Source organism: Brevibacillus brevis, assembly GCF_031583145.1.
GTDB lineage: Bacteria > Bacillota > Bacilli > Brevibacillales > Brevibacillaceae > Brevibacillus > Brevibacillus brevis_E.
This window is the reverse complement of record NZ_CP134050.1, coordinates 1,811,474-1,837,776: the sequence shown is the minus strand read 5'-3', so window position 1 is coordinate 1,837,776 and position 26,303 is coordinate 1,811,474. Positions and strand designations below refer to the sequence as shown.

At 54.9% G+C, this 26,303-nt stretch carries 24 protein-coding genes; 8 read left to right on the top strand and 16 right to left on the bottom strand.

Features of this window, described 5'->3' with window-relative positions; genetic code table 11:
• Positions 1-77 precede the first annotated feature (77 nt).
• The 3 genes from mqnC to RGB73_RS09200 form a co-directional block, all read right to left on the bottom strand.
• Positions 78-1,184: a cyclic dehypoxanthinyl futalosine synthase gene (gene mqnC, locus RGB73_RS09210; protein WP_310771175.1), complete on the bottom strand. Its 1,107-nt coding sequence runs from the start codon at positions 1,182-1,184 to the stop codon at positions 78-80.
• Between the two features lie 164 nt (positions 1,185-1,348).
• On the bottom strand, positions 1,349-1,567 hold the full coding sequence (locus RGB73_RS09205) for a hypothetical protein (RefSeq protein WP_310771173.1): 219 nt from the start codon (positions 1,565-1,567) through the stop codon (positions 1,349-1,351).
• A gap of 85 nt (positions 1,568-1,652) precedes the next feature.
• The gene (locus RGB73_RS09200; RefSeq protein ID WP_310771172.1) at positions 1,653-2,534 is read right to left on the bottom strand and encodes a spore coat protein; all 882 of its coding nucleotides are present in this window, start codon (positions 2,532-2,534) and stop codon (positions 1,653-1,655) included.
• 184 nt (positions 2,535-2,718) lie between these two features.
• Between RGB73_RS09200 and RGB73_RS09195 the strand changes: the two genes are divergently transcribed.
• The gene (locus tag RGB73_RS09195; RefSeq protein WP_310771170.1) at positions 2,719-3,285 is read left to right on the top strand and encodes a YqaA family protein; all 567 of its coding nucleotides are present in this window, start codon (positions 2,719-2,721) and stop codon (positions 3,283-3,285) included.
• 67 nt (positions 3,286-3,352) lie between these two features.
• Here RGB73_RS09195 and RGB73_RS09190 read toward each other — a convergent pair whose 3' ends face one another.
• Positions 3,353-5,482, bottom strand: coding sequence for a M28 family metallopeptidase (locus RGB73_RS09190; protein ID WP_310771168.1), 2,130 nt, complete (start codon positions 5,480-5,482; stop codon positions 3,353-3,355).
• A 231-nt stretch (positions 5,483-5,713) separates the two neighbouring features.
• Here RGB73_RS09190 and RGB73_RS09185 point away from each other — a divergent pair, with 231 nt between their 5' ends.
• The 3 genes from RGB73_RS09185 (at position 5,714) to RGB73_RS09175 (ending at position 7,079) form a co-directional block, all read left to right on the top strand.
• Positions 5,714-6,136 (top strand): cell wall hydrolase, encoded by a 423-nt coding sequence (locus tag RGB73_RS09185; protein ID WP_310771167.1) that lies wholly within the window; start codon positions 5,714-5,716, stop codon positions 6,134-6,136.
• A 29-nt stretch (positions 6,137-6,165) separates the two neighbouring features.
• A complete protein-coding gene (gene gerQ, locus RGB73_RS09180) occupies positions 6,166-6,600 on the top strand; it encodes a spore coat protein GerQ (RefSeq protein WP_310771166.1) in 435 nt (144 codons plus the stop codon).
• 119 nt (positions 6,601-6,719) lie between these two features.
• Positions 6,720-7,079: a hypothetical protein gene (locus RGB73_RS09175; RefSeq protein WP_310771164.1), complete on the top strand. Its 360-nt coding sequence runs from the start codon at positions 6,720-6,722 to the stop codon at positions 7,077-7,079.
• 57 nt (positions 7,080-7,136) lie between these two features.
• Here RGB73_RS09175 and RGB73_RS09170 read toward each other — a convergent pair whose 3' ends face one another.
• The 9 genes from RGB73_RS09170 to RGB73_RS09130 form a co-directional block, all read right to left on the bottom strand.
• The gene (locus RGB73_RS09170) at positions 7,137-8,231 is read right to left on the bottom strand and encodes a DUF2087 domain-containing protein (RefSeq protein ID WP_310771162.1); all 1,095 of its coding nucleotides are present in this window, start codon (positions 8,229-8,231) and stop codon (positions 7,137-7,139) included.
• Positions 8,232-8,383: 152 nt separating this feature from the next.
• Positions 8,384-8,854, bottom strand: a complete 471-nt coding sequence (locus RGB73_RS09165; protein ID WP_310771160.1) for a PilZ domain-containing protein — start codon at positions 8,852-8,854, stop codon at positions 8,384-8,386.
• Between the two features lie 131 nt (positions 8,855-8,985).
• Positions 8,986-9,159: a hypothetical protein gene (locus RGB73_RS09160; protein ID WP_310771158.1), complete on the bottom strand. Its 174-nt coding sequence runs from the start codon at positions 9,157-9,159 to the stop codon at positions 8,986-8,988.
• 92 nt (positions 9,160-9,251) lie between these two features.
• Entirely contained in the window at positions 9,252-10,502 is a 1,251-nt protein-coding gene (locus tag RGB73_RS09155) for a GNAT family N-acetyltransferase (protein ID WP_310771156.1), read from the bottom strand.
• A gap of 135 nt (positions 10,503-10,637) precedes the next feature.
• Positions 10,638-12,080 (bottom strand): MDR family MFS transporter, encoded by a 1,443-nt coding sequence (locus RGB73_RS09150; protein ID WP_310771154.1) that lies wholly within the window; start codon positions 12,078-12,080, stop codon positions 10,638-10,640.
• Positions 12,081-12,241: 161 nt separating this feature from the next.
• On the bottom strand, positions 12,242-12,877 hold the full coding sequence (locus RGB73_RS09145) for an NUDIX hydrolase (protein ID WP_310771152.1): 636 nt from the start codon (positions 12,875-12,877) through the stop codon (positions 12,242-12,244).
• Positions 12,878-12,974: 97 nt separating this feature from the next.
• Positions 12,975-13,610 carry a LysE family transporter gene (locus tag RGB73_RS09140; RefSeq protein ID WP_310771150.1) on the bottom strand — a complete coding sequence of 212 codons (636 nt, stop codon included), beginning with the start codon at positions 13,608-13,610 and terminating at the stop codon, positions 12,975-12,977.
• A 203-nt stretch (positions 13,611-13,813) separates the two neighbouring features.
• A complete protein-coding gene (locus tag RGB73_RS09135) occupies positions 13,814-15,385 on the bottom strand; it encodes a glutathione ABC transporter substrate-binding protein (protein WP_310771148.1) in 1,572 nt (523 codons plus the stop codon).
• Positions 15,386-15,729: 344 nt separating this feature from the next.
• Positions 15,730-17,316 (bottom strand): ABC transporter substrate-binding protein, encoded by a 1,587-nt coding sequence (locus tag RGB73_RS09130; RefSeq protein ID WP_310771146.1) that lies wholly within the window; start codon positions 17,314-17,316, stop codon positions 15,730-15,732.
• Between the two features lie 226 nt (positions 17,317-17,542).
• On the opposite strand from RGB73_RS09130, the gene RGB73_RS09125 reads away from it, so the two are divergent.
• On the top strand, positions 17,543-19,525 hold the full coding sequence (locus RGB73_RS09125) for a methyl-accepting chemotaxis protein (RefSeq protein WP_310771144.1): 1,983 nt from the start codon (positions 17,543-17,545) through the stop codon (positions 19,523-19,525).
• Between the two features lie 106 nt (positions 19,526-19,631).
• Here the strand turns inward: RGB73_RS09125 and RGB73_RS09120 are convergent, their stop codons facing one another.
• Positions 19,632-21,230: a glutathione ABC transporter substrate-binding protein gene (locus RGB73_RS09120; protein ID WP_310771142.1), complete on the bottom strand. Its 1,599-nt coding sequence runs from the start codon at positions 21,228-21,230 to the stop codon at positions 19,632-19,634.
• Between the two features lie 225 nt (positions 21,231-21,455).
• The gene (locus tag RGB73_RS09115; protein WP_310771140.1) at positions 21,456-22,529 is read right to left on the bottom strand and encodes a branched-chain amino acid aminotransferase; all 1,074 of its coding nucleotides are present in this window, start codon (positions 22,527-22,529) and stop codon (positions 21,456-21,458) included.
• A gap of 260 nt (positions 22,530-22,789) precedes the next feature.
• On the opposite strand from RGB73_RS09115, the gene RGB73_RS09110 reads away from it, so the two are divergent.
• The 3 genes from RGB73_RS09110 (at position 22,790) to RGB73_RS09100 (ending at position 25,220) form a co-directional block, all read left to right on the top strand.
• Entirely contained in the window at positions 22,790-23,092 is a 303-nt protein-coding gene (locus tag RGB73_RS09110; protein ID WP_310771138.1) for a hypothetical protein, read from the top strand.
• Positions 23,093-23,214: 122 nt separating this feature from the next.
• Entirely contained in the window at positions 23,215-23,898 is a 684-nt protein-coding gene (locus RGB73_RS09105) for a response regulator transcription factor (protein ID WP_310771137.1), read from the top strand.
• Positions 23,895-25,220 (top strand): sensor histidine kinase, encoded by a 1,326-nt coding sequence (locus tag RGB73_RS09100; protein ID WP_310771135.1) that lies wholly within the window; start codon positions 23,895-23,897, stop codon positions 25,218-25,220. Before RGB73_RS09105 ends, RGB73_RS09100 begins: the two co-directional genes overlap by 4 nt.
• 48 nt (positions 25,221-25,268) lie before the next feature.
• On the opposite strand, the gene RGB73_RS09095 is transcribed toward RGB73_RS09100, so the two are convergent.
• A complete protein-coding gene (locus RGB73_RS09095) occupies positions 25,269-26,180 on the bottom strand; it encodes an NADP-dependent oxidoreductase (RefSeq protein ID WP_310771133.1) in 912 nt (303 codons plus the stop codon).
• Between the last annotated feature and the right edge of the window lie 123 nt (positions 26,181-26,303).

Below are 26,303 nucleotides of genomic sequence, written 5' to 3'. Positions count from 1 at the left end.
AGAAAGCACGCTCGTCTATCGGGATCTCCGAGGAAATCACGATCGAGAAGCGTGCTGGCATCCTGCTCTTTAGCTGGTTAGTTCTGCATGACGAAATCTTTCTCCGCCATCTCGCCGTCCTTGAAGACGCGCAGGATGTCGTACTGGGTGTTGCGCTGCGCAGGGATTTTGCCGGCCCCGCGGATCAGCTCAAGGATTTGGTTCGTATTGACCTTGTACGTACATGCAGCGGCCGATACGACGTTTTCTTCCATCATCGTCTGACCGAAGTCGTTCGCCCCGTAAGACAGGGACAGCTGGCCGTATTCTGGGCCCATCGTCACCCAGGAGGATTGGAAGTTTTCCACGTTGTCGAGCATCAGACGGCTGATCGCCAGCGTCTTCAGATACTCCTCAGGCGTGTTGTTGACCGCCTTCATGTTGGTGTTGTCAGGCTGGAACGTCCAGACGATGAATGCCTTGAAGCCGTGCGTCTCATCCTGTGCTTCGCGGATGCGCAGCAGGGAAAGAACGCGCTCCTCCATTTCCTCGCCAAAACCGATAACCATCGTCGCGGTACCTGGCAATCCGGCGCGGTGGGCTGCTTTTTGGGTATCGATCCAATCTTTCCACGAGCCCTTCAACCGGGAAATCTTGCGACGGGTGCGGTCGTCCAAAATTTCTCCTCCGGCTCCCGGCAGCGAGTCCAGTCCGGCTGCCTTCAGTTCACGCAGTACATCTTCTACCGACATCTTCGAAATCTCGGCAATTTTCATGACCTCTGCCACGGACAGGGAGTGCATGGTGATGTTCGGAAAGCGCTCTTTGATGGCACGCAGCAGATCCGTGTAATACTCGAGCGGCAAATCGGGATTGGTGCCGCCCTGCATCAAGATTTCCGTCCCGCCCACGTCGACGGTCTCCTGAATTTTTTGGAAAATGGTTTCTCTGGGGAGAACGTATCCTTCGGAAGATCCAGGCGGACGATAAAAAGCGCAAAAACGGCAATACGTGTCACAAATGTTGGTGTAGTTGATATTTCGGCTGATGACAAAGGTCGCGATCGGGTCCGGATGGTGCTTCTGCATGATCAGGTTGGCGTAGTGCCCCATCTTTTCAATCTGATCGCTTGCAAACAAGGCCAAGCCATCCTCCAGGCCCAGGCGTTCGCCTGCGAGTGCCCGCTCCAAAATGCTGTCGATCATAAGGATCACTCCTTGTTTCCTACGTAAATTCCACTCCACATGATAACACACTTGGACCACCCCGGCTATAACCGGGGGTGCAAAGCGTGTAAAAACTTACATAGCGCCTTACAAAAAAAACAACCCTGCCTTGAGGCAAGGTTGTCTGTTCAGGAATCCCTGTCTTATTCGAATCCGATTTGCTCGTAAACTTCCGGTTCCCAGTAAATAACCGTTTGCGCAAGCGGAAGATTCGTCTCCCGTGCACCATTCGGCTGTCCGTTAAAGTAGATGATTTCCGTCACAGAGACGCGATCTCCGCGCACGTCAATTTCTCCCGTCAACTGCAAATGGGTGCCATCCGGTGCATAAAAGGTGACTTTCCCCGAACCCAGCGTTTTCATGTGCCCCTCCCACGGTTGTATGTCCTCTATCTTTCTTTATAGTAGTGGATAATCTTTCCTACCGTCAACGAAAAAACGGGACTTATTAACCAAGGGGAGAATCGGAAATCGGATTTTTTTTGCGACTCCGGGTCTGTTTTCCTTCCGTTTGCTGGTAGATGGCTCCGTCCATCTCTACTCCTTGGGTCTGAACGGCCTCTGCAGCCAACGAAGTACCCTCTGTTCCTTCGTACTCTTGCCGGTAGGAGGAAGGAGAAAAAGCGGGAGCGGCATTGACGGGAGTAAGGGGCTGTTCCATGGGCTCCACTCTCCCCGGTCCAGCGGCTTCCCGCATGAGTTGGGCGGAAACGGGGTTTTTCTCCGCGGCCGACTCCGCCGGGACGGCTTTCGCCGGCTGCTGAGCGGCTTCCCCCGGTGACCGCAACGGTTGATAGCCTCGCAGGAGCTGCGCGTTCGCAGCTTCCGGCATCGCAGCCCACATGTAGTACCCTTTGCGCTGCATGTATCCCCACACTTCGTACGCCTGGTGGGCGCAGTTGACCGCCCCTTGCAAGAGCAGGTCGCGGATTTGCGGGTGGCCGGCCTCCAGCGCCGCCGCCATTTTCAATTTGGCACCGTTTTTGTGCAGGGAAAGCAACACGGAAGCAACATCCCGGTCATCCATACCTCCGGGATTTGGCTGGGGCACGCCCGCTTGCGGGGAAAACGCCTGCGCGATGCCTGCCGTCGGGAACGTGCGGACAGGGCGATAGGCGAGCTGCTCCCCTGCTCCCAGGCCTTGTACCGTGTAGACCAGACTATTGTACTCTCCCTGCATGAACTGCAACTGGTGGTGTGCCACCTGCATGAGCTCGGGGTCGCGAATGAACGGAGCGTACAAATAAGCGGTATTGATGGCGTCTATCGCTCCGTTCAGCACTTCATGCAGTTCGATCACTTCGTGCGCTCCGTACGGATGGGTATGCATCAGTGTTTGCTCCTCCTTTTTCTCGCGTATACGGAAAGGAATTGGAAAATCTCTAACAGTATGTCCGAAAGTGTCCGGTCCTAGAAGCTGGTGCTGAGTTTGGACAATCCGGCATATCTTAACTACTGAAACCTGAATCTTTCCTGTATAATGGCAAGATAGGAAATTTCGTGAGGAGATGCCCATGCTGGAACAAATCACGCAACTTTTTATGCATTACGGAATATGGGGACTCTTCGGCATGGCATTCCTGGACTCGTTTATCAGTCCAATCCCGCCTTTTTTTATGCAGATTGCAATGAGCCTGCTCGATCCCGCCTCCGCCCTGCGGTATGCGACTGTCGCTTTTACGGCTTCCATCCTCGGCGCACCGATCGGCTACATGCTGGGAAAATGGCTGGGAAAACCACTGTTGCGCAAGCTGCTTCCCGACAAATGGACGACTCTGGCAACGGAGCAGTTTGCCAAAAACGGGGATGCCGCTGTCTTGATCGGCGCCTTTACGCCCATCCCCTTCAAGGTATTTACCGTGCTGAGCGGCGTTTTCAACTACTCGCTGACCAAGCTGATGTTCTTCGCCATCATTGGGCGGGGATTGAAATTTTTTCTGATCGGCACGCTGTTTCACTTTTACGGAAAACATGCCAAAATTCTTCTCGACGAATATTTGGAAGTCACCATTTTAGGAATTGGCGCACTGGTCGCCATTGCCTGGGTCATCTGGAAGAAACGCAGGAAGCGGTATTCGTGACCGATGCCCGTGACGTGCAGCCGTAAAAAAAGCGTCCAAGCCGCCTGATGCGGATGGACGCTTTTTCCTATTGAGCCGCCCGGGCCGTCTCCGTCGCTTTTTTCAAGACGGCAGCTAGACGGTCGGCTGCCTGTTTGACCGCTGCAGCATCCCCTGCCTGTACCGCTTCCGCCAGGGCTGGCAGCGGCTGTGCCGCATAGCCGGTCGTCAGTCCCGGCGCCCAGATCTGGTGCTTGTACCAAGGTCGGCTGGGCAGCCCTTCCGATACGATCAGATCGCGCTCCTGCTTCATCAGGGCTTGATTGACCTGCTCCAATCGGCTTTGCTCCTCCGCTGTCACGCCATCCGCAATCATTCGCTGGGCCAGCGATTCCAGCTCAGTGGATGCGGCTTGCCATTCGCGCGCTTGTGCGATCACCAAAGCCAAATCTACGCCTAGCGTCCCCTTCGAGGCGAACTCTTCCAGCAAGCTCACGACGTCCGCAGCGTATGCGGAGTATTGGAGCGGGATGACCTCGGCGTTCGCCAGACGCAAAGCCGCGATGCCCACGAGCTGGGAGCCCGCTGCCTGGTGCTCGTAGCCGGGATCGATGAAGCGGTCCATCAGATCCTGATTGTCGTAGGCGCTGTGATAAAGTCCGCCCGACACGCCGAATCCCAAATCCATGGAAGGAATGCCCAGGTGTTGAATAAACGGGGTGTAGTCCGAGCCGCTGCCGAGCTGCTCGACGGAAGGCTCTTTGCGGCCGGAACGCACGAACCAGTCATCGTAAATGGAAGATCCGCTTCTCGGTTCCTTCACTTCCTTGGTGACGTCGTAAATCAATTGCTTCAGTGACGGTACCCCGCCTGCACCGAAGAACTGGCCGCCCGTTCCATCCATGTTGATATACGCGACTGCATTTTCCGTCAGTTCTTTTCGATGTTCTTCCGCCCATTCCACGGAGCCCAGCAGCCCGTACTCCTCACCATCCCAACCCGCCAGCACGATGGTCCGATCCGGCTGCCAGCCCTTCTTCACCATTTCCCCCAGCACGCGAGCGATCTCCAGCGTCGTCGTCCAGCCCGACGTATTGTCGCTGGTCCCGTATGCCCACGCATCGCGATGGGCGCCGATCACCACGGTTTGCTCGGGATGCTTGGCTCCCGGTATGCGCACGATCACGTCGTTGACAGGCTGATTCTTGTACTCGATATTCAAATCGATCCGCACTTTGGTCTTTCCAGGGCCAATTTTGTAGGTGAACGGCAAGCCGCCTTGCCAGGAAGCGGGAGCCTCTTCCCCTTCCATCGCCTCAAGCAGGGGGCGTGCCTCGCCGTAAGACAGAGGTGTCGTCGGAATTCCCGGCAGCGACGCCGCTTCCGCGGGATCGAGACGTTTGGTCCCCTCGGTCGATGGCTCGCCCGGAGTCAGCGGATCGCCAGGATAACGGAATATGTACAAAATGCTCCCGCGCTGAATCGCATCAGCCGGTCGCCACGGCCCGTCGGGATAGACAATTCCTTTGCTGTATCCGTCGTCGGCCGGATCGCTGTAGATGAGCATGCCGATCGCTCCGCGCTTTTCCGCTTGCTCCGGCTTCACTCCACGGAAATTGGCGCCGTAGCGAGTGATGACGATTTTTCCTTCGACGGAGATGCCCCGCTTCTCCAGCTCCGCAAAATCCTCCGGCCTTCCGTAGTTGGCATAGACGATCTCCGCTTCGACTGTTCCGGACGCCGAATAGGCGTTGTAGCCAGGAATGACATCCGATGCATAGCGCGTCCCTTTCGGCAGGTTTTCCATGACTTGGAGCTCCCGCTTCTGTGGGTAGGTCTGGGTGACCGCAATTTTCTTCGGTACGGACATGTACACGTCATACGTCTTCACTTCCGGCTTGAGTCCCGCTTTTTTCAGCTCCCGCACCGCATAATCGACGTTGGCGGCATTTCCGGGGGTACCCACGACCCCAGGGCGTACGCTCAAGTCTTTGGAGAACTTGGCGACGGACTCCTTGCTCACCATCCCCGCAAACGCCTTTTCATAGGAGCGCTGCCACTTCTCTTTTTCGGGTGAAAAACCTGCCATTTGGCCAGGGGCCGCCAGTGCCTGCGAAGGCAGTACGGCTGTCAGGGCGAGCGCTGACAGGATGGACATTCGCAGCAGCAATGGGGCATGTCCCCCTTTGGATGTTGATCGAGCTTTGTCATCGGTCAAGGCAATCCCTCCTAATTATCTGAATTATTTGATTAATACAAATCTACTATATGCGGCGTCGTTTCAAACATAGTCCGTTTTTCTTATTTTTTCCATAAAACGAAAACGGATCTTTCTTGCGTCTTTTTGACGTCGTCCGACAAGCCGCCCGGAAAAATTCTTTCCGGCAATCACCGATCACACTCCCGCCCATATATTGGTATTGTCAGTTTTGGAGGAGGAGGTGAAGCAATGGCCGTAATCAAAGCGAACTCCAGCGATGTGGATTTGCTGGCCCGATTGCTGCGGGCAGAAGCGGAAAGTGAAGGCGAGCTTGGCATGCTGATGGTCGGCAATGTCGGAGTAAACCGGATTCTTGGCAATTGCCTGGACTTTAAAAACATCCGGACTATGCGCGACATGGTGTATCAATCTCCGGGCGGGTACGAATCGGTACAAAAGTCGTATTTCTACCAACCTGCCCGCGAAAAAGATAAGCGTCTGGCCAGACGCGTCATCAACGGAGAACGGACACACCCCGCTACCAATGCCTTATGGTTTTTCCGCCCTCAAGGCGCCTGTCCGCCAACCTGGTGGGATCAACAAAATGTCGGACGCTACAAAGCACACTGCTTCTTCGTTCCAAAACCGTCAGAATGTCCACGCGTCTACTAGAGAAGGCTAGATAAAGGAGCGAGTTCATCATGAGTCAACAAATGCCATACCCTTCGTACCCGCAATACGGATATGACATGTACCCGTCGACCCAGTATCCGTTCGGGATGCAGCAACAGCAGCAACAGCAGCAGCCCCAGATGGTGCCCATGCAGCCCAGCGGTTCGGCTATTCCCGGCGTCCCTTTTGCCCCGGGTCAATTCGTCGAGGAGTCTTACATCGAAAACATTTTGCGCTTGAACCGCGGCAAAGTCATCACCGTGTATCAAACGTTTGAGAACAACAGCCAATGGAACGCCAAAATTTTCCGAGGCGTGCTGGAGACTGCGGGACGCGACCACATCATCCTCAGCGATCCGCAAACAGGCAAACGCTATTTGCTGCTCATGGTACACACGGACTACATCACATCCGATGAAGAGCTGAACTACATCCCGCCTGCTCTTCCGCCAGGCATTCGGTAATGCCATGCGAAAAGACAGACTCCCTTCTGTACCGCTCCGGGAGTCTGTCTTTTTGTGTCTGCCTGTTCTGCTATAATAGGGAAAACCGACCCTATGCAAATGCAAAAGGATGAATCGACGTGGCTTTTGGAATTACACGGGAAGAACTGAATCGCTGGAAGGAAGCGGTGACGAGAGAAGAGATCGCCTATCTGACCCATTACTGGATCGATCCCCGCTTTCCCGGGATCAAGACAGTCACCAAGGTGGGGTGTGCGAATCGCCGCACACTGACGGAATGGTGCCTGGCAAACGGATTGAATCCAGCCTACATCCACGACCGCCCTCCCTTTCCCCATTATGATCTGATCGGCCAAAAGCAAAAAGAGATTTTGCTTCGCGAAGGGCTGCGGGACCAGCTCGAGCGGTTCCATCTGCTTGACGATGGCGTTCACAGGGACGAGGATGCAGAAGACAAGGCCAAGCCTTCCAGCGGATAGCACCTTCTTATTTCCCCCCTCCTTTTTACGGAAAAAAGGCTGCCACAAAGGCAGCCTTCACCGCTTCTTCCTCTCGTTGTAGCCTTGCTCTCCGTAAGGCTGGAGCTTGTTCAGCCACTTTTCTTCCAGCTTTTCCAGAGCGTCTGCAGCGTCGAAATACGGATCGCTTTTTTGCTCCAGCACTTCCAGCACCTCGAATGCGAATGCCTCTTCTCCGTATTCGTTCCACTCTTTTTGCAGCGCTTTGCTCGGATGGGAACCGTGCTTGAGCATGAACTGCTTCCCGTTCATCGTCTTCAGGTTGATCGTCCCGTCGATCCACACTTTTCCATTGACCGTGTTGCGAATTTGGTAGACTCCCGCCTCCGTTTTCGCTTCCTTGTACATCTGCTTCAGTTCTTGTTTTCGATTCATCGGGGTCTCTTGCTCCTCTCCTTTGTTTATCACCCAGTACTGGCTTCCATCCGGCTTCCGGCCCAGAAACGAGTAATCAACCAAGTATCGCCGCACCGTGACGTAATCATCATAGATGGCTTCGAGAATGGCATTGACTTCCTTTTCCGTGTAGGTTCTACCCGGATCAAACCGCTTGGCGATTTCACCAAGCACCACCAGCCGCTGTTTCTGCTTGCGCGGGAATGCGGCCAAAGGGCCAAACTCGCCTTCCGGAAAGTACTTTCGCATGGCTTCTGCTTGCTCCGCCTCGGTGAATGGCGTCTGCCGCTCCTGTTTTTTGCCCGGAGCCGCATTCCCATGAGCCGCTTTTTTGCCCGTCTCTTTCAGCAGCTCCATCATCAACAGAAACACTTTCGCTTGCCTTTCCTTCTCTTTCAGGGCAAAGCGGTGATTGCGGATCGTGGATGCGCTCCCGATCCCCAGCTCCTTTTGCACCTCCTGGTCGCTCAAACCGCGGTAAAACAGGCGCATCAAGCTGTTTTGATGATCGGACAGGCCGGTGATCCGCTTATCCAGCCGGCTTACGTAGTCAAAAACCGAGCCGTGCACTTCCTCGATGTGGTGCGCCATGTACCTCGCCGCTTCGTACAAGCGTTCTCCAACCGGGTAGATGATCCCCTTCTCGACGGTTTCGCCGCAAAGCAAGCAGAAGTAGTCGTGTTTCCGTTCCTGGTACCCCGCCTTCCATTCCTCCATGGAAGCTTCCCAAAACTGTTCAGTTAGCGCCACTTTCCAAACACTACTTTCTTTTGTTTGTTTTATAGTAGACAATTTATCATTTCGTTTAATTACTGTCAAACAAAAAAGCTCCTCGTCGGGATTTCGTGCCCGACGCAGGAGCTGATTGTCTACGAATGGTTGGTTTGCATGGAGAGCTCGGCCTGCTGATCTAAAAATGCGCGCGGGTCCCCCCGCCAAAACGGTCCGTCTCCGAGCTCTTTCCGATTGCGGTATCGGATGGCCAGCCGGTTTACCAGACGGTTGATTTCGAGATGCTGGGCTTCCTCCATCGTAAAACGTACTGCGTATTCATAATAGCGTTCTTCCCAAGCTTGGGTCCGCACAATATGGCCGTACATTTTCAACGGCTGTCCGCAAAGAACCGTATCAAACTGCAGAACGAGCTGATCGTTTGCCGGCATCTTCAAATGGGAAAAGAAGCGCAATCCCCCTGCACCCAAGTCATCGATCAGTACTTTGGCACTGCCAATTTCCATCGTTTTTCCTTTGATGAGCACGATCGTCATGTCGGCGCAGAGAGGATGATCCAGCTTTAGACGAAAGTACTCCCGCTGATGTCCCTCGGTTCCTCCATTCATATCGCTCACCTTCTTTTTTTGGGAATCACCACGGCCAGCCTTCTGCGGAAGTCTGACGCAGCCGAAGCATTCGTCCTGGCCAAGCCAGGCAGGAGAGCGCCCATGATCGGCATCGGCGCTTCCCTCACCCTTTATTTTTTCTGCTTCGGAAAACGCATGTCCTGCTTACTCACATCATAATGTTCCCACAGCTGACGCTGGTCGTACGTGATTGAATCGCGGCGTTCCAGGCGGAAGAGGAGTTTGACCACAAACCAGACAACCAGCAAGAAGGCGAAAAAGATCACCAAGGTCAAATAGATCACGAAAAGGACCCCCTCCCATTTTGTACCATGATATGGAGGGGGTCCAGAAAAGATGCCGCTTTTGTGTCTATATTGTGACAATTCCTGTTTGATCAAAACGGGGTGGTACTGCGAGGTTTTTCCGTTGCCGCGAAAAGTCTGTCCAGCACAGGGACCGCTTTTTCCTCATCGACCTCTGCGAGCCCGTACATGTGCAGCTTGCGCAGGCTGACCGCCCCCATCGCGAGGGAGGAAAAATCCGAGATGTCCATCGTCAGCTCGACATCGGCCTGACCATTCTCCACCAAATGGGGACGGCCCTCCCGAAAATCGACCAGCCAGCTTCCTTCGTTTTCCGGCAAAAACGAATCGCGGATGTTCAGCCGCAAGAGACAGCTTTCCCTGCCAAAGCGCTGCTCGGACAATTGATGGAAAAACCCCGGAACATCGATCACCCGGTACATCAGTCCGACGCCGGAGACATGACTCTCATGGTAGACGCTGGGAAGCAGTCTGTTCGTGCCATTGCCCGGATCGGCGAGCAGCAAGTGAAAATCGTCATCAGCCGTCGTCAGTTCGATGCGGTGCACCTGATCCGCCTGGCTGTGCAAAAAAGACAGCAGCTGTGCCATCGCTTCACGGTCCTCGTACAAAAACTCTTTGACGACGATGTCGTTTTGCAGCCTATTCTGTTCATGAGAGCGGCGGAACTGGAATACCAGGTAGCCTGTGATGCGGCCATCCCTTTTGCACCCGACGGCGATTTGCTCCGGCTGCTCCAGAAAAGCCTTCAGCTCGTGCTCCGTTTTTTTGATCATGCCATGTGTCTGTCTTACGATGCGTTGATAGCAGGCGAGGATTTGCTCCCGGTCCCCTTGTCCCAGGTAGACGACCTTGTCTTTTGCCGTAAAAGGAAGGCTCGCGGGCAGGATCTGGTATTGGTGGACCTTGGTCCCTGCTCCGAACCCCATCTTCCTGTAGAAATCGACGCGGAACGGATACAGCGACACCAGGCTGATCCCGCGCTCGCGGTACGTCGCAAGGAACCCCTGCAGCATGGCCTTCGCCGCTTTTTCCTTTTTGTGAAGCAAATCGACCGCGACGCTGCCGATGCCTCCCGTGAGCATCATGCTGCCACGGACGTTCATCGAGAAGTCGTACCACTTCATGACGCCGATCAGGCGCCCATCGCGAAAAAGGCCGTGAAAGCTGGCCGTCTGGTCGTTCTCCAGCGTCTCCCGCACACGCGCTTCAAACCTTTTCCCGTTTTCCGGCGAAAGGAGATTGCTTCCCGGATACGCCATCGCGGTAATGTTGACAACATCCTGGATATCCTCAAGTGAAATCGGCCGAATTTCTTCCATCGTCCCCTGCACCCCTATCCGTCGTATTGTGGACATCGCCATCAGGAAAATAGTACCCAATATTTGGGCGATTCGGCAACCCCTAGAAAAAGCCCATCTGCGCAAAAAGACGCCGGCATGATGGCCGACGCCTTCCTATCCGTTTTCGCGCAACCGCTCCCGCTGTCCGCGCGCGATCAGCAAAGCGAGAGCCAGGCTGCCTGCCGCCACGACCAGCGTGCCCGTAAACACCGCGTGCACGCCCGAAGCAAGTACGTCACGAGCCTGTTCGAGCTGCCCCTGTACAGCCGCGCCGTGCTCGAAGGAAGAGCCCAGATTGGACAATCCGCTCGCTACGGTCACCATGTTGAAGAACATGCCGAACACCGCTGCTCCAAAGGTCTGGCTGAACGTACCCGTGAAGGTATTTAAAGCAACGGCCGTCCCCCGTTTGTCCACCGGGACGGACGCCTGAATCTTGACCATGACGATCGGACTGATGAGTCCCATGCCCAAGCCGATCAAGCCTACCGCCACGTAAATCAGGAAGCCTGGCGATTGGGGGGAAAGCAGGAACAACAGCAGGGATGCGACCGAAAGCACAGCCGTGCCTGCTGTGATCAACTGTTCGGCCCGCAGCCTTCCCAGCAGGTTGCCTGACACGACGGCTCCGAGCGTCCAGCAGACGGACATCGGCGTAAGCACGAATCCAGCCATTGTTGCGCTTTCTCCTAGCACGCCCTGGCTCCAGATGGGCAGGTAAACGACCAGGCTGATGACGATCGCATTGACCAGCAGCGTCAGCAGATTGATCAATGTGACGTTGCGGTTCGTAAAGAGCGTGAGCGGTATCAGCGGCTCCGGCGACTTTCTTTCGACGGAGAGAAAAGCCAGATAGGTGACCAGGCTGAACACGATCAAGGATACGGTCGTCGGACTGAGCCACGACTGGTTTTGGCTTCCCGTCAAGAGCGCGTACAGCAGCGCAATCGTCCCGACGCTAAATACGAGCGCCCCCTGGTAGTCGATATGGCGCTTGGTCTTGCTCCCCAGCTTTTCCTTGTAAGACAGGACCAGCATGAAAAACGACAAAAGGCCGAACGGCAAATTCAGAAAGAAGATGTACCGCCAAGTGAGTGTATCAACCAAAAAGCCTCCAACCAGCGGACCCGCCACGCCGGACAACCCCCAGACGGCGCTGATCCAGCCCTGGGCTTTTGCCCGTGAAGACTGATCGTTATACAAGTCTCCGATAATCGTCATCGTGATGGGCATGACCGATCCCGCTCCCAAGCCTTGCAGCGCACGGAAGACGATCAACTGCCCCATCGACGTCGCAAGTCCACAGAGCGTAGAACCTGCGAGAAAAATGCCGATGCCCGCCATCATCACGTTTTTTCTGCCGAACAGATCGGCCAGCTTTCCGTAAATGGGTGCCGAAACAGCTGTCGCCAGCATGTAGATCGCGTACACCCAACTAACCTGCTCGAATCCAGACAAATCGCTGGTGATGCGGGGCACTGCCGTACTGACGATCGTTCCTTCCATTGCGGCCAGGAACGTCGAAAGCATCAGCGCCATCATGATTTTTGCCCTCATTGCAATCTCCTCTCTACCTACCAAAAACGTCTCTATCTAGAAAAGCATTGTTACAGTATAGCACAGAACGCCCTTCCCATAATATTGAAAATCTGCTGCTTCGCAAACAAAAATGCCTGCCCCGTGAAGCCGGAACAGGTATCGCGAACAAGCCTATTTGTTTATGCCGAACCAGAGGCGAGTCTGCGCACGGCGGCAAAAACGCGCCGGTAGTAATGCGACTCATGCGGGACGAAGGCAGCCTGGGCCACTTCGAGCACGACGTCCTTCTTCGTTCCGTCGGCCTCGGACAGAAAGCCCTCTGCCGTGATCCGGGAAAGCTCCCCCGCAAACAGCCGTTCGAGCTCGTCCAGCCGCACCCAAAAGAGCCCCGTCACTTCTTCGGGCTGCAGCCGGTAGTCGTGCAGCGGCCTGTCGGAAGCGCAGGCGTATACATGGCACAGCTCCTTGTCGCAGATGCCGGGAGAGACCATCACATCCTTGATGACACCGACCGATTGGAGCGCAGCGAACGGAATCTTGATTCCCAGCTCCTCCTCCAGCTCACGCACACCGTCAGCGGGCCCCTCGGCCGCTGCCAGATGTCCGGCGGAGGTAATGTCCAGCAGATTGGGGCACGTATCCTTTTCGGGGTGGCGCTTCTGAAACAACAGCTCGATCCCGCCTTCTCTCACCGTGTATATCCAGCAGTGGAAGGTTTGATGCCAATGCCCCAGTCGGTGCACTTCCCCTCGGGCGGCCACTCCGATCGGGGCCCCTGTTTCTTCGTCAATGATGTCGAGCATCTCTTCGCGCATGCCCTTCTCCCTCCTCGTCTTTATCCCTGTCTCTATCCCTGTCTCTATCCCTCTCTCTCTATCCTCCTCTTACCTTACCAGCGATCGAGCCCGTTGGCTACAACAGCGTATAGTAGCCGTCCACGAACACTTTCCCGGCGAAGTAGAGGAAGAGCAGCGCCGATACGAACGAGAAGCCGCGCACGAGGCGCTGTCCCAGCCACTTTCCGCCCTGGCTGGAAACGCCCGCCATGAACAGCGACCAGGCGATGGACGCCGAAAAAAAGCCGCCAAAAAACATGAGCAGCGCTGCGGAAGACTCGGCGCCGGACGAAGCGATGACGCTGCCGCCGATCGTAGCGAACCAGAGAATCGCGGATGGCGAAGCCAAGGCAAGGCCAAGTCCCGAGGAGAAATCCTTCCAATTGCGGGTGCCAACCTGCTCCTCTTCCTCTTGAAGCTCGATTGTTTTCGGCTTGCGGAATTCCTTCAGCATGTTCCACGTCATGTACAAAAGAACCACTGTCCCTCCGAGCCACAGCACCCAGCGGATGATCCTGTTTTCTAGGAGAAGAGAGATCCCTGCCATGGAAAGCAATGCGTAGACCAGGTCGCCGATGCTGGAACCGACCCCGATCAGAAAGGACGGGAGCAGCCCCCTTGCGACGCCTGCGCGTAGAATCGCGACATTGACGATCCCTAGGTCCAGACAAAGAGAAAGCGAGAGAAAAAAACCGGAAAGAAACCAGCTCACATGAAATCCCCCTCAGTTACCTTCATGTCAGAAAATATAACATATTTCTTCCATCCGAAACAGTCTTCCTTTATCCGATCGTGGGATTTTTTTCCTCCTGCGTCCATATACATTACGATCGCCGGCATTCTGCCGACCTGCGAGAAGCCATCCTTCAGACGAAAACGAGGATGGCTTTGGGCCATCCCCGCTTTCCCCTATGCTTATTGAATCGTGACATCGTCCAACATCAAATACCCTACCGGATTCAGCCAGAAGCCGCGCACATCCTTGGATGTCACCGACACGTGATCAATCGTGCGGATCGGAATGACCGGCGCGTCGTTCAGTTCGATTTCCTGCAGCTTGGCGTAGATCTCGTTGCGCTTTTTCGCGTCTTTTTCGCGACGCCCCTGCTCAATCAGCTGATCCACTTCAGGGTTGTTGTAAAACGCGAGGTTGCCGGCGCTTCCTTTGGACGAACTATGGAAGACATTGTACTGGTTGTAGTCGCCGTCCCCGGTCGCATTGCCCCAGCCCCCGATGAACATGTCGTGCTCGCCTTTGTCGGTGTATTCGAGATAAGCCCCGTACTCCATCACTTTGATGTCCACGTCGATCCCGATTCCTTTCAGCTGGGACTGAATGACTTCAGCGACGTTCATCCGCTCTTTGCGGTCATCGGTTACGATGGTCGTCTTGAAGCCGTTCGGATAGCCCGCATCGCTGAGCAGTTTGCGCGCTTCGTTCACATCGTACGCGTAGTCCTTCAGATCGGGATTGTAGCCGATGACTTTGGAAGACATGGCGGACACGGCTTCCGTGCCTACGTTGTTGTACACGCCTTTGACGATGGCTTCCTTTTCGATGGCATGGGCGACCGCCTGGCGGACACGGACATCGTCGAACGGCTTTTTGGTCACATTGAACCCGATGTACTCGACACCCAAGCCCTCCGCGCGAACCATCGTCATGTTCGGAGACGATTGGGCGCGTTCGACCTCCGTAACCGGGAGCTGGTCGGCGATATGGGCTTCTCCCGCTTCCACCATCGCGATGCGGGTCGTGTCTTCCGGTACGACCTTGTAGACGACCTTGTCTACCTTCGGCTTTTCTCCCCAGTAGCTGTCGTTTTTCACCAGTGTCATTTCCTGGCCCGGTGTCCACGATTCAAATTTGAACGGCCCGGTTCCGACTGGCTGCTTGGAAAGCGTGTCCGCATGCTCGCTGATCGCTTTCGGGCTCAGGATGCTGCCCTCGGAGCTCGCCAGGATGGAAAGAAGCGGAGTGAACGGATATTCCAGGACAAATTGCACGGTTTGTTCATCCACCACTTTGATTTCCTTGATCATGGAAAAGTTGGAAGCTCGTGGCGAAGCGACTTTCGGGTCCAGCACCCGGTCGAACGTCTTTTTTACCGCTTCGGCATTGAACGGAGCTCCGTCGTGGAAAGTGACCGCCGACCGCAGCTTGAACTCCCACGTCAGGTCGTCCACCTGCTTCCACTCCGTCGCCAGAGCAGGCTTGTACTCCGAGTTTTTGTCGCGAGCCACCAGGCTTTCATATACTTTGCCGTAAATGTAGTTCGCGGATGGAATGTTGGAAATGAAGTGCGGGTCGAGATTGTTGGCATCCGCCTTGCGAGCTACGATCAGCGTGCCCCCTGCTTTTGGACTTTCCGCAGGCGCTGCGGTACCTGAACCGGCTTGATCCTGCCCCGCTCCGCAGCCGGTCAGTACTGCTCCGACGGTCAAAGTCAGGACGAGCAAGGATCCGAACAAGCGTGCTTTCTTCATCTGTATGCCCCCTGTGAGATGTTGTCGAAATTTCTGTGTTAGGTTCTTATCTGCATTATAAAGCAAGGGGTCAAGCAAGCCTTTCAGCATCTTTACATCTATTTATAATATTTTTACACTTACTTTATTTTTGACTCTTCCTTTTCCTGCACGTACTCCGATTCAGGGCAGCAATGCCTCCAGCCTTTCATGACAAGGCTCCCCGTGCACCCCCCTGATTGCGAATTTGCCTGATCGATTTTCCTTCTCCGAGCATTTCCCAGGAAAGTTTCCCCCTAGAAGAAAAGGGCAGCATGGCTCGATCCCCTCGGGAAGTCTCGCGATGCTGCTCCTGAGCGTCATGATTATGGAAGAGTTACCTCGTCGATTTCGATGTGGCCGGCAGGGCTGATCCAGACGCCCTCCACACCTTTCTCGATAGCAGCGAGATTCTCGGAGAAGCGGTACGGAATCAGTGCTGCCTCGTTCATTTCGATCTGTTGGGCCTGCTCGTAGATTTGTGTACGTTTCGCCGGATCCTTTTCCTTGCGGCCGTCCTCGATCAGCTTGTCCACCTCCGGATTACTGTAAAACGAGTGGTTCCCCGGCGCGCCTTGCGACTTGGCGTGGAACAGGTTGTACTGGTTGTAGTCGGCGTCGCCCGTAGCATTGCCCCAGCCGCTGATGAACAGGTCAGTCTCCCCCTTGGAGGCCGCATCGATGTACGCCCCGAATTCCAGCACCTTCACTTGCAGGTCGATCCCGATTTGTTTCAGCTGCTGCTGCAATACCTCCGCTACGCTGATCCGGGCTTTGTTGTCATTCAAGTAAATCGTCGCTTTGAGTCCGTTGGCGTAGCCTGCCTCTGCCAGCAGCTGCTTTGCTTTTTCCAGGTTGTAATCCAGCCCTTTTACATTTGGACTGTAGCCCACCATCGTCGGGGTGATGGAGGAGTGAGCCGGTGTCCCTACATCGTTGTACACTCCTTTGATGATGGACTCCTTGTCGACGGCATACGCGATCGCCTGGCGTACCCGCACGTCGTCAAACGGCTTCTTCTTGGTGTTGATCCCGATATGGTCGCTGGAGAAGGATTCAAAGCGCCCGAGCGTCATGCTGCTCGAATTTTGCACGCGATCTACTTCCGTTACGGGCAGCTGCTCGGCTACCTGTGCTTCTCCCGTCTCTACCATGGCAATGCGGGTCGTGTCCTCAGGGACGGTCTTGAAGACGACTTTGTCCAGCTTGGGCTGCCCGCCCCAATAGTTCTCGTTTTTCACGAGGACTACTTCTTGTCCGGGCGTCCACGATTCGAACTTGTACGGTCCGGTGCCCGTCGGGTGTTTGCTCAGATCTTTTCCGTACTGATCGATTGCCTTGGGAGAAAGGATCGCCCCTTCCGCACCGGCCAGCACAGACAAGAGCGGAGCATACGGATAGTGCAGGATGAATTGGACGGTTTGGTCATCCACGGCTTTTACTTCCTTGATCGCCTCAAACAGATTCGCCCGGTTGGAGCCGACGCTCGGGTCCTGCACGCGGGCAATCGTTCTTTTGACCGCTTCCGCATTGAACGGTGCGCCGTCGTGGAAGGTGACGCCCTGGCGCAGCTTGAACTCCCACGTCACGTCATCCAGCTGCTTCCATTCCGTGGCAAGCGCTGGCACGTACTTGCTCTCCTTGTCCATCCGGACGAGTCCTTCGTATACCTTGTGGTGAATGATCGCAGCCGAGTTGATCTGGGTGAGAAAATGCGGGTCAAGGTTATTCGCATCGGACAGCCGTGCAATCACGAGCGTGCCGCCTGTTTTGCCCGATTGCGGGTTGGCTGCCGGTTGAGCCGAACCGTTGGCGGTTTGACTTGCCTCTTGGCCAGACGAGCAGCCTGTCAGCGCAGCCGATACCGCAACTGTCAGCGCAATCAGCGTCTGAAAAAAGCGCGTCCTTTTCATAGTGATGTCCCCCTTTTTCGCGCGCTGTATTCTTGTGAATTTTTCCATCATTCGCGCTCGTTTCATTTTACCTACAATTCTGCCTATAATTTTTCACTCTCTTTACTTCTATTTTCAGTATTTTTACTAGTTTGCAGCTAATTCATCATCCCCCTTTATCCGATATAAATGATTGGCGAAAAATATCACTTTTTTCTATCCATCATCAGAGAGGATGCTTGCAAACATGAAGATTCGATTATGGAATGTCCGGCGCGGAAACTTCAAGACGAAGCTCATCACTACGTTTCTCTTGATTCTCATCCTTCCTTCGCTCGTCATCGGAACACTGGCATACACCCAGTCGAAAGCTGCGATGGAAAGCCAGATGCTGAAGAGTGCCGGCGAAAACGTGGAGCTCGTCAATACGGTCGTCAATTCCACCTTCACGCCCAAAATGGACGACGCCACATACTTGGCTTCCGTCATCAACAAAAGCATGTACCATCCCGGCGAAAGCCCGGACGTCATGCGTTATTTCGAAATGTACATGGGGATGCACCCAGAGGTGGCGAGCATCAGCATGGGGACCGAGGAGGGCTACTACTACCGCTACCCGAAGCAGGAGGCCAAACCCGGTTTCGATCCCCGTACGAGAGACTGGTATAAAAATGCTATGGCCAACAAGGGGACAGCCATCATTACGCCCCCGTACCTGTCTGCTGTGACTGGGGAAGTCATCGTGACCATCGCCAGAACGACGGATGACGGATCCGGAGTCGTCGGGATCACGCTCGGCATCGAACAGATCAAGAAAGCCGCTTCTTCCGTACAAATCGGGAAAGACGGATACGTATTGATTTTGGACCAGGACAAAAAATACGTCGTCCATCCGACGATGAAAGCCGGTGAAGTCGCACAGGAGAGCTTCTACGACCAGGCGTATCAAAGCGAGTCCGGCAGCTTTTCCTACACGCTGAACGGCGACGAGAAAAGCATGCTGTTCACCACAAACAAGCTGACTGGCTGGAAAATCGGCGGAACCATGCTCATCCGTGAAATCACGGAAGCCGTCCAACCGATATTCATCAACACGGTCATTACCATCGTCGCATGCCTGCTCCTCGGCGGTTGTCTGATTGCCGTGATCCTCCGAGGCGTCATCCGCTCCATCAAGCTGCTACACGCGCAAGCGGTCAAAATCAGCAACGGCATCCTGACCGAAACGATCGAGGTGCAGTCCAACGATGAGATCGGGGAGCTCGCCCAGGCGTTCCAGCAGATGCAGTCCGACCTGCGGACGCTGATCCAGGATGTCGAGACGCGGGCGGAACAGGTAGCCGCGTCCTCCGAACAGCTGACGGCGAGCGCCCAGCAGACGAGCGCTACCTCCGAGCATGTCGCGGCTGCGGTGCAGGAAGTGGCCACCAGCGCGGAAAAGCAAACGAGCGGAGTCGACCAAAACGTACAGGCCCTCGAGGAAATCTCTTACGGGGTCGAACGCATCGTAGACACGGTCCGCGTGCTATCCGACCTCTCGAAAGACACGACGGTCCAGGCCGACGAAGGCGGGACGTCCATCCAGCAAGTGATGGGACAAATGAACTCGATTCACGAGTCGGTGGAAAAATCCGATACCATGATCAGATCGCTGTATGAGCGTTCGAAAGAAATCGGCACGATCTCCGAAGTCATCAGCGGCATCGCCCAGCAGACCAACCTGCTTGCCTTGAATGCAGCCATCGAGGCGGCACGTGCTGGCGAGCACGGAAAAGGATTTGCCGTCGTAGCGACTGAGGTACGGGTCCTGGCGGAACAATCCCAGGCTTCCGCCGCGCAAATCTCGGAGTTGATCGCGGAAATTCAGCGGGAAACGAAAGAGTCCGTGCTGACCATGGAAAAGGTCAAGCAGGACGTGGCAGGAGGGCTGGAAGTCTCTACGGATACGATCCACAAGTTCGAGCAAATTTTGCAAAGCACGCAAAAGACAGCTCCGCGGATCGAGGAAGTATCCAGCATCGCGTCGCAAATCTCGGCTGGCGTAGGGGCTGTGAGCGAGGTGGCAAAAGAGCTGGCGCAGATCGCCAAGAACAACGCGGAATCGGCCGAAGAGGTCGCGGCTTCGACGGAAGAGCAGCTCGCCTCCATGGAAGAGATCTCCTCTTCTTCCCAGGCGCTGGCATCGCTGGCCGAGGAGCTCAAAGTGCTGATCAACAAGTTTACGTATTAGTATTAGTCCGGCCAAAAGGAAAGAGGAGCCAGAAATCATCTGCTCCCCTTTCCTTTTTCTGATGCAGGTAGTTCCTTCCCATGCGGCTGCTTAGATGTACTTGCTCTCACTCCTGAATCGTCACATCGTTGAGTTCGACATACCCGGACGGGCTGATGGTCACGCCTTGCACGCTTTTGGAGATCGCCGCCAGGTTTTCGCTGCTGCGGTACGGGAGCAGAGGGACTTCCTCCATCTCGATCTGCTGTGCTTCTTCGTAAATATCTTTGCGCTTCTGCGGGTCTTTCTCTTTGCGGCCCGCTTCGATGAGCGCATCCACCTTCGGATTGGAATAGAAGGAATGATTGCCGGGCACTCCGTGCGACGTGCTGTGGAACAGATTGTACTGGTTGTAGTCGGCGTCGCCAGTGGCATTTCCCCAACCGCTGATGAACATCTGTGTCTCGCCTTTCGCAGCCAGATCGAGGTACGCCCCGAACTCCATCACCTGGATTTGCAGGTCGATGCCGATCCCTTTGAGCTGCGATTGCAGCACTTCAGCCACATTGATCCTCGCCTTGTTGTCATTCAAGTACACCGTCGCCTTAAAGTCGTTCGGATATCCCGCTTCGGCAAGCAGCTGCTTGGCTTTGTTCAGGTCGTATTCCGGCCCTTTTACATTGGGGCTGTACCCGATGACCTGTGGCCCCAAGGTAGAGTTGGCGACTTTCCCGACGTTGTTGTACACGCCCTGGATGATCGCTTCCTTGTCGATGGCATGGGCAATCGCCTGCCGCACGCGGACGTCGTCAAACGGCTTCTTGGTGACGTTCATGCCGATGTGGTCCACCGCAAAGGACGGATAACGCCCGAGTGTCATGTTCGGGGAATTTTGCACGCGCTCGAGCTCCGTCACCGGCAACTGCTCCGCGATGTGCGCTTCGCCCGTCTCCACCATCGCTACCCGCGTGGTGTCCTCAGGTACGGTTTTGAAGACGACCTTGTCGATCCTGGGCTTTTTCCCCCAGTAGTTTTCATTTTTCACGAGCACGATCTCCTGCCCGGGGGTCCACGATTCAAACACGAACGGGCCCGTCCCGACCGGATGCTTGCTCAGGTCTTTGCCGTACTGCTCGATGGCCTTTGGACTGATGATGCCTCCCTCCGCACTCGCCAGGACAGACAAGAGCCCCGCAAAGGGATAGTGCAGCACGAATTGGATCCTGTGAGTGTCCACCACCTTTACTTCCCTGATCATTCCGAACATGTTGGCTTTGGGAGTAGGGGCATTCTTGTCCAAAATGCGGTCGATCGTCTTTTTCACCGCCTCGCCATCGAAGGGGGTGCCGTCGTGGAAGGTCACGCCCTCGCGCAGGACAAACTCCCAGGTCAGGTCGTCGATCTGCTTCCATTCGCTTGCCAGGAGCGGCTTGTACTCGCTGTTCGGCCCTTGCAGCACGAGTCCCTCGTACAGTTTGTGCTGAACGACCGCCATCGAGTTGATCTGGGTGCTGAAATGCGGATCGAGATTGTTGGCGTCGGACAAGCGGGCGATGATCAAAGTGCCTCCCTCCGCAGGCGCGGGAGCGGTTTTCGTTTGGCTGTCCGCTGCTTTGCTTGCGCCGGTCGGGCTATTGGCCTGCTGCCCGGATGCGCAACCCGTGAGAACGGTTGCGATCAGCACGGACAGGGCGAGGATGGAACGAAGCTTGCTCTTTTTTTTCACGAATGAAGGCCCCCTTTTGCAAATGAGTAATCATGAAAAATTGCGGTGCAGTAGTATTAATTTTAATAATTTTCTAACTTTTTTCTTTCCACTATCTTTACTTCTCTTTTCATTATTTTTACTATTGTTATTTTGGACGATCATAAAATTTTGATTACGTGGAACGCAAAAGGCACAGCCTTCCTCTTCGTTCGAGGACGACTGTGCCTGCTCGTTGCGTCTGGGCTATTCCGTTACTTTTACAGACCAGCCGAACTTGTCTTCGAGCTGGCCGTACTGAATGCCTGTCATGGTATCGTAAAGCTTGGTCGTCAGCGGTCCGGTCTCTTCCTTGTTGATGACCATGCGAAGGCCGTTCCAGCTCATCTCCCCGATCGGCGAGATGACGGCGGCGGTACCGGTGCCGAATGCTTCCTCGAGCTCCCCTTTGGTGTACGCCTCGTACAGATCCTCCATCGAAACGCGCTTTTCGACCACGGGCACGCCCCAGTCTTTCAGCAAGTGAATCGTGGAATCACGTGTGATCCCTTCCAGAATGCTGCCGTTCAAAGCAGGGACCCACACCTCGCCCTTGACCTTGAAGAACACGTTCATGCTGCCGACTTCTTCCACGTATTTGTTCTCGATGCCATCCAGCCAGAGCACTTGCTCGTAGCCTTTCTCTTTCGCTTCCTCCTGCGCTTTCAGGCTGCCCGCGTAGTTGCCCGCGGTTTTGGCGTTTCCGGTGCCGCCGCGCACTGCCCGGACGTAGTTGTTTTCCACGTAAATTTTGACCGGCTTCATGCCGCCGGAGTAGTAAGCGCCTACCGGGGACAGAAGGATGACGAATTTGTACGTATGCGAAGCGCGGACGCCGAAGCACGCTTCCGTCGCAATTACGAAAGGACGAATATATAGAGACGTTCCGCTCTCCGTCGGAATCCATTCTTTTTCAATAGCAACCAGCTTTTTCAGCGCCTCGAGCACGAATTCCTCGTCGATCAGGGGCATGCTGAGGCGGCTCAGGGAGCGGTTCATGCGCTTGAAGTTTTGGTCCGGCCGAAACAGCCAGACGCTGTCTTCCTGATTGCGGTAGGCTTTCAATCCTTCAAACACAGCCTGACCGTAGTGGAAAACCATGGCTGCGGGGTCGAGTGTGAGCGGGGAGTACGGTACGATTTGCGGATCGTGCCATCCCTTCCCTTCCGTATAGTCCATCGTAAACATGTGATCGGTAAAATGCACGCCGAACCCAAGCTTATCTGCCGAAGGCTTCTCCTTTTTTTGCTCCGCCAGGGTAATCGTTAGCTGACACTCCATCTTCTACATCTCCTTAGTATGAAATCCTACTTCTCTAGTACTACACATTGTTAGTAAAATATCAACTATTTTGAACGATTTCTCGCTCAAGTTTATTCCGAAAATAATTACTTTTAAGGTTGAGCCGCCCAAATGCACTTCTTCGTGCAGTTCTTCATAAAACTTCATACTTTTTTCAGAAGGATTACAGAAATGTGGTTTATAACAAAACTTGAAGATATTCCCCCCTCTGGGGAGAGGGATCATGGAGGATGAAAATCATGAAAAAAGCCTGTCGTTTCGTAGCTCTGACTGCCGCACTGGCAATTACAGCGTCTCTGGCTGTTCCGGCCTTCGCAAAAAGCGACGATGACAAAGAAAGTACTGCCAGCGTCTTTACTACTATGGTCGGAGAATACCACAGCATCGTCAACCCGACTACCGGCGAGGCTGCAACGTCTCCTGCAACGTCCACAACTACGGATGGCACCGCTGCGACTGCACCTGCGGCTTCCGCAACTACCGTGGACAGCTTGACGACGAACTGGCTCAGCTTCCCAGGACCAAGCGACGATTCCAACTAAGAATCAGCACGAAAAAGGTGTTCCGCGACCGGAACGCCTTTTTTTTACTGGGAAGGCATTTACTCCTTATATTCCTGAGAAGCGTAACTATTTATAATAATGGTGAATAAGGAGGTCTTCAAATGAATAGCCCAACCATCTTAATCGCCGACGATGATCCCGATATTGTGCGTCTGCTCGCAGAGAGCTTTCAGGACGAAGGCTTTCTCACCGTGGAAGCGTCAAACGGCAAAGAGGCGCTGGAAAAAGCGCTGGATCCTTCCCTTTCCCTGATTTTGCTCGACATCATGATGCCGGAGATGGACGGCCTGGACGTTTGCCGGAAAATACGCAATGCTGTCAACATTCCCATTCTGTTCCTCAGCGCGAAGGACAGGGAGCTGGACCGGGTCATCGGCCTGGAGGTCGGCGCGGACGACTACATATTGAAGCCGTTCAGCATTTCGGAGCTGATCGCCAGGGTACGCGCTCATCTCCGCCGGGAAAATCGATACATATCTGCAGCCAAGCTCATACACAGCGGAAGCCTCACGATCAACAAGGATACGTTTGAGGTCTTCCATCACGATAAACGGGTGGAGCTGTCGACCAAGGAGTTCCAGATTCTGTTGTACCTGGCCGAAAACGCGAACCGGGTACTCAGCCGCGAACAGATCTACAACGCCATCTGGGGCGAGACCGAGTTCGGGGACATCAATACCGTGACCGTCCACATCAAAAACCTGCGTTCCAAGCTGGAGCAGGACAAACATTACATCAAAACCGTCTGGGGCATCGGTTACAAGTTCGTCGGTGACATGCAGTGAAAAACCACATCCAAGTCAAGCTGCTCATCGCTCACTGCGTCGTCCTGTTTCTTTGCCTGCTCATCCTTGGCGTGTACTACTGGAAATTTGAAATCGCCGATTTTGCTTCGGAATGGGAAAAGCTGCGGCACGGATTTCAGCAGCAGGACCGTCAGTTTATCGAAGAGATCAACAAGCTGCGGGGCAAGCCTGGCGAGACCCGCGAATTTTTGCACACGTATGCCCAGAACCACTCCATGCGCATCAGCATGTTCGACCGGACCAAAGAGAAGTCCATTACGGCCGACTCTTTATCGCACAACATCTTCTCCGTCACCCTGCAGGACGACCAGTACACGGACGAGAAGCATCAATACGTGTTTACCTTTACCCACCCGGTCACGTGGAACATGCTGCGTCCGCTTCAGGCGTCCAGCCACTTCCTTGGCGTATCCGTTCTGCTTTTTTGCCTGTCGACGATCTTTCTTGCGGTATACAGCCGCAGACTGGCGATGCTGCCGCTCGTGACGTTTTACCAAAAGCACAGCGAGCTCCTGAAGGAAGGGATGCCCAGATACCCGAGCGAAATGGAGTGGGAAAAAATCTACAGCTCCCTGCTTCTGGCCAACGAGACTCTCTCGCTGGAAAAGCGGAAGCAGTCTGCTGCCATGGCCGCGATTTCGCACGATCTCAAGACTCCGCTGACTTCCATCAAGGGATACATCGAGCGGCTGATGAAGGGGCGCGTGCATTCGGAGGAGAAACGCCTGGAATATTACCAGATCATTTATCGGAAAGCGACGGAAATCGAAAAGCTCACGCAAGACCTCTCCGAGTACGTCCAAAACGCCAACCATCCGCTGTTGACCAGAAAAAAGGTGCCGCTCGTTTCCTTCGTGGAATCGATCGCGTCGGAGTACAAGGAGGAGCTGCCGACTTTCGCCGCGGATTTTCATTGTGACTGTTCCTTTGAAGGAAACCCGTTCCTGTTCGTCGACGAGCAGCGGATCCGCCGGGTATTCGCCAACATCATCCACAATTCGCTCAATCATTCCCACGGCTGCGATCATGTACGCGTCTCGATGAGCGTCTACACCGATGGCGAACACGCGATCTTCGAGCTGACCGACAACGGACCCGGAGTGCCGGCGGAAGAGCTGCAAAAAATATTCGATCCGTTTTACCGCGTGGACAAGGCCCGCTCGAAAGTGAAAAACGGCAGCGGACTCGGGCTCGCCATTTGCAAAGGCATGATCGAAAAGCAGGATGGGGAAATCTGCGCGTTTCTGCCTGCAGGCGGAGGGCTCGGGATCAAAATCGTCCTGCCCCTGCATGACGCTTAGGATAGCCAAAAGCCGGCCCGTGTGCATGCCGGCCGGCTTTTACTCTCATTACTCCATGACGATGACGATCTTCCCACGCCCGTGCCCTGACTCCAGCTCGCGATGAGCGGCGGCTGCCTGACGTAGAGGAAACGCCTCGCGTATTGTGATGTGAAGCTTTCCTTGCCGATACAAATCGACGAGCTCCTGCAGCCGTTCGGCGGAACGCTGGTTGCGGATGAATCGAAGGCCAAGCTGCTCCGCCAACTCAAATGCCACGATCGTACCGATCCGCTCCTTTTGCTGCACCAGCTCCACCGAGGCCATGAGCGCATCAGCCCCTGCTGCATCAAGCGCCGCGTCAACCCCGTCGGGGGTGAGGGCTCGCACGCGCTCGACGAGTCCCGGACCGTAGCGGACGGGAATAGCGCCGAGAGAGCGGAGGTATTCATGATTTTTTTCACTGGCCGTCCCGATGACCGTCGCTCCTCTGGCTATGGCGATCTGAACGGCGAACGTTCCGACCCCACCCGCGGCCGCATGAACGAGCACCGTCTCCCCCTCGCGCACTCCAAGCACTTCCCAGGCGGTATGCGCCGTCTGTCCCGACGCCGGCAATACAGCCGCTACCTCCCAGGGCATTTCCTTCGGCTTTTTGACCAGTTGCTCCGGACCGACGACCACATACTCAGCCTGACACCCCAGCACGCGAAAGCCGATGACTTCGTCTCCGATCGAGAAGCCGCTTACTTCTTCTCCGACCTGATCTACAATCCCGGCGAATTCATTTCCGAGTACCTGCGGAAACCGGATCTCTCCTCCCGGTGGAGCCCAGCCGCTTCGCACAGCCAAATCGAAAGGCTGGACACCTGCCGCCTTGACTTGAACCCGCACTTCTTGTCTTCCTGCCTGCGGGGAATCGACCTCGATCAACTGCAAAACTTCCGGGGGGCCAAACGTCAAAATTCCTGCCGCTTTCATGGACACTCATCCTTTCCTGCCAGCGTTTTTGCGACACGTTTGACTGATTGCTATCTGGCAGGATTTATTCTACAATTCCCCTATCATAAACAAAAATACATCTTTCCCAATCAATTTATACAC

Bases quoted from the DNA above. Each gene is read 5' to 3' on its own strand.
- RGB73_RS09150 (WP_310771154.1), bottom strand. From the start codon at position 12,080: ATGAGGGCAAAAATCATGATGGCGCTGATGCTTTCGACGTTCCTGGCC.
- RGB73_RS09185 (WP_310771167.1), top strand. From the start codon at position 5,714: ATGGCCGTAATCAAAGCGAACTCCAGCGATGTGGATTTGCTGGCCCGA.
- RGB73_RS09110 (WP_310771138.1), top strand. From the start codon at position 22,790: ATGAAAAAAGCCTGTCGTTTCGTAGCTCTGACTGCCGCACTGGCAATT.
- gerQ (WP_310771166.1), top strand. From the start codon at position 6,166: ATGAGTCAACAAATGCCATACCCTTCGTACCCGCAATACGGATATGAC.
- RGB73_RS09205 (WP_310771173.1), bottom strand. From the start codon at position 1,567: ATGAAAACGCTGGGTTCGGGGAAAGTCACCTTTTATGCACCGGATGGC.
- RGB73_RS09125 (WP_310771144.1), top strand. From the start codon at position 17,543: ATGAAGATTCGATTATGGAATGTCCGGCGCGGAAACTTCAAGACGAAG.
- RGB73_RS09170 (WP_310771162.1), bottom strand. From the start codon at position 8,231: ATGGAGGAATGGAAGGCGGGGTACCAGGAACGGAAACACGACTACTTC.
- mqnC (WP_310771175.1), bottom strand. From the start codon at position 1,184: ATGATCGACAGCATTTTGGAGCGGGCACTCGCAGGCGAACGCCTGGGC.
- RGB73_RS09145 (WP_310771152.1), bottom strand. From the start codon at position 12,877: ATGCGCGAAGAGATGCTCGACATCATTGACGAAGAAACAGGGGCCCCG.
- RGB73_RS09115 (WP_310771140.1), bottom strand. From the start codon at position 22,529: ATGGAGTGTCAGCTAACGATTACCCTGGCGGAGCAAAAAAAGGAGAAG.
- RGB73_RS09155 (WP_310771156.1), bottom strand. From the start codon at position 10,502: ATGGAAGAAATTCGGCCGATTTCACTTGAGGATATCCAGGATGTTGTC.
- RGB73_RS09200 (WP_310771172.1), bottom strand. From the start codon at position 2,534: ATGCATACCCATCCGTACGGAGCGCACGAAGTGATCGAACTGCATGAA.
- RGB73_RS09130 (WP_310771146.1), bottom strand. From the start codon at position 17,316: ATGAAAAGGACGCGCTTTTTTCAGACGCTGATTGCGCTGACAGTTGCG.
- RGB73_RS09105 (WP_310771137.1), top strand. From the start codon at position 23,215: ATGAATAGCCCAACCATCTTAATCGCCGACGATGATCCCGATATTGTG.
- RGB73_RS09165 (WP_310771160.1), bottom strand. From the start codon at position 8,854: ATGAATGGAGGAACCGAGGGACATCAGCGGGAGTACTTTCGTCTAAAG.
- RGB73_RS09095 (WP_310771133.1), bottom strand. From the start codon at position 26,180: ATGAAAGCGGCAGGAATTTTGACGTTTGGCCCCCCGGAAGTTTTGCAG.
- RGB73_RS09195 (WP_310771170.1), top strand. From the start codon at position 2,719: ATGCTGGAACAAATCACGCAACTTTTTATGCATTACGGAATATGGGGA.
- RGB73_RS09135 (WP_310771148.1), bottom strand. From the start codon at position 15,385: ATGAAGAAAGCACGCTTGTTCGGATCCTTGCTCGTCCTGACTTTGACC.